This window comes from Halostagnicola sp. A-GB9-2 (genome assembly GCF_030068615.1).
Taxonomy (GTDB): domain Archaea; phylum Halobacteriota; class Halobacteria; order Halobacteriales; family Natrialbaceae; genus Halostagnicola.
In genome coordinates, this window is the sequence record NZ_JASJOC010000031.1 from 1 (window position 1) to 2,024 (window position 2,024).

Genomic DNA, 2,024 nt, shown 5'->3' on the forward strand with positions numbered 1-2,024 from the left:
ACCAGACATCGACGCAACCAGTTACGGGGCTGGCGAAGTTCTTCTCGAAAACACGGGCACGTCACAGGCTTACATTGAAGTCGACGGCCAAATCGCTGATGGTCAACATGAAAACAATACTTCTCGTATGGACCCACTTGATGAAGACAATACAACCACAATAGATAATGACTACCGAGTTATTGCCCCCGGCGAAGAACAGTGGTTCAGAGTGAGGGATAGAGCGTTCGATCATGGAGGCTATGATGCGGATTATGATGAGTACTGTACTGGCGAAGGGGACTTCGAGCAGAAGGTGACTGTGAATGTCGAGGAAGCCAGTCTTGGTGAAGTGTCTGCTGATGTTTCTGTTGCTCTCACTGGAGAAGTCACACAATCATCAGGACAGAGGGAATCCTGCTCAGAGCTCGAAGTTGATTCCCTACCCGTCGATCTGGAATAATAACACTCCAGATAAACTGGCTCTGTTGAAATCCTCTTCTTTAGAGACCTATTCACGTGAATCTACTGTACACTACACGTGCGAACATACCGTTCTCTATTTCGATATAACAAAAAGAATATTAGTCCTCATGTCATATTTTCACTAATGCCGTCTAGACGAAAATTCCTCTCCTCATCAGGTGCTGCTCTCGTCGGAACCGGGATTGCAGGCTGCCTTTCGGGAAAGAATACCCGTTCTGCCGAGTGGCTTCAATTGAAAGCCATTAGCGTCAAGTGGAGTCGTGATGGCCGCTCGTACAGCGACCAGATTCTTCAGTTGATGTCCGATGGAGAAGACGAGATACGAGGTACAGTGGCATCGGAGTATAACGATGTCATTTCGTCTCCCTCCGAAGTTACTGCTTCGGGGAGCTTTCATAATGACCTCCAATTCGATTTTGAGGCGATAAAATACGTCGTTGGGTTTTGTGGGAGCGACTTCAGTTCGGACGATGAGTCTGGATGTCTGAATACAAGAACCTCCCGAGAAGATTTCAATGCTGTTCAATTCGGTGACCAAGCTGATGTTGAAGTAACGGATAATCAATTCCATATTCACGATGTTCAGAGCGAGAGCATCTCGGAATGGGACACTGACATCAGTAGGTTCGAATTGTCTGAGAAGCATGACTATCTAGTCACTAAGTAGGTCACCTGTACTGATCGTTAGAGGGCTCGGTCGAGATTGTGGACGATACACGCAAGGGCGAGTTCACGAAACTGCTTCCACCAGCGTCGTGAACGGACGAATGCACCGTATTTTCGCTTGAGTCGAGGGTTCACCGTTTCGCTCTGGCTCCGTTGCCCGTAGAGTTCAGTATCCAACCGAGCGTTCCATGCTTTCTGCAGTGATGAGAACTCACGGTGTTTGATCAGCGGACGAATCGAATTTTCGCGGGCCATTCCCCGAATCTGCTGATCGTCGTATCCCTTGTCTCCAAGCAGAACTTCAACTTCAGATACGTTGCGGTTGATGAGCGATGGTGCGATCTGCGTATCGTGCTTTCGGGTCGTTGTAATGTGGAGATCAAGGATAGCGTTCGCTCTCGTATCGACTAAGAGTGTGACTTTCAATTGCTGAATCGTCAGTTTTGCTCGTTTCGTGTAGTGTTTCGAGGCGTGACTTCGGTCGAACCCTGAGGCGTCGATTCCCACAACACCGTTAGTCGGGAGCAGTGAGACAGAGAGATTGAGAAGGACTCGCCAGACGGCCATATCGAGCTTGTCGAACGCTTTGCACAGCGTTGATGGGGCAGGAAGTTCGGTGAGGTTGATCGCACTCCGAATACGAGGCATTTCGATGAGTTCGTCGAGAAGTGTTCGATACGTTGTGTTCTTCCGAACTTTGAGGCAGAGGAGAACGATGTGTTGATGGAACGTGTAGCGTTGTTTCGAGAACTTTGAGGAGTATCGAGCCACGGCACGTCGCGCTAACTGAAATGCTTCCTCAACAAATCGGAGCAATTGTGACTTTGGGAGGGTCTGCATCTACTCAAACTACCAACTGAATCTGTAACTCACTAAGGATTTCAACAGAGCCG

3 protein-coding genes are annotated in these 2,024 nt (G+C 48.7%); 2 read left to right on the forward strand and 1 reads right to left on the reverse strand.

Features of this window, described 5'->3' with window-relative positions:
• On the forward strand, window positions 1-442 hold a 442-nt coding region (locus QNM96_RS22830; RefSeq protein WP_283839106.1), incomplete at its 5' end, for a hypothetical protein.
• A gap of 147 nt (window positions 443-589) precedes the next feature.
• Window positions 590-1,132 carry a hypothetical protein gene (locus tag QNM96_RS22835; RefSeq protein ID WP_283839107.1) on the forward strand — a complete coding sequence of 181 codons (543 nt, stop codon included), beginning with the start codon at window positions 590-592 and terminating at the stop codon, window positions 1,130-1,132.
• A 17-nt stretch (window positions 1,133-1,149) separates the two neighbouring features.
• Here QNM96_RS22835 and QNM96_RS22840 read toward each other — a convergent pair whose 3' ends face one another.
• Window positions 1,150-1,971: an IS5 family transposase gene (locus QNM96_RS22840; protein ID WP_283839108.1), complete on the reverse strand. Its 822-nt coding sequence runs from the start codon at window positions 1,969-1,971 to the stop codon at window positions 1,150-1,152.
• Between the last annotated feature and the right edge of the window lie 53 nt (window positions 1,972-2,024).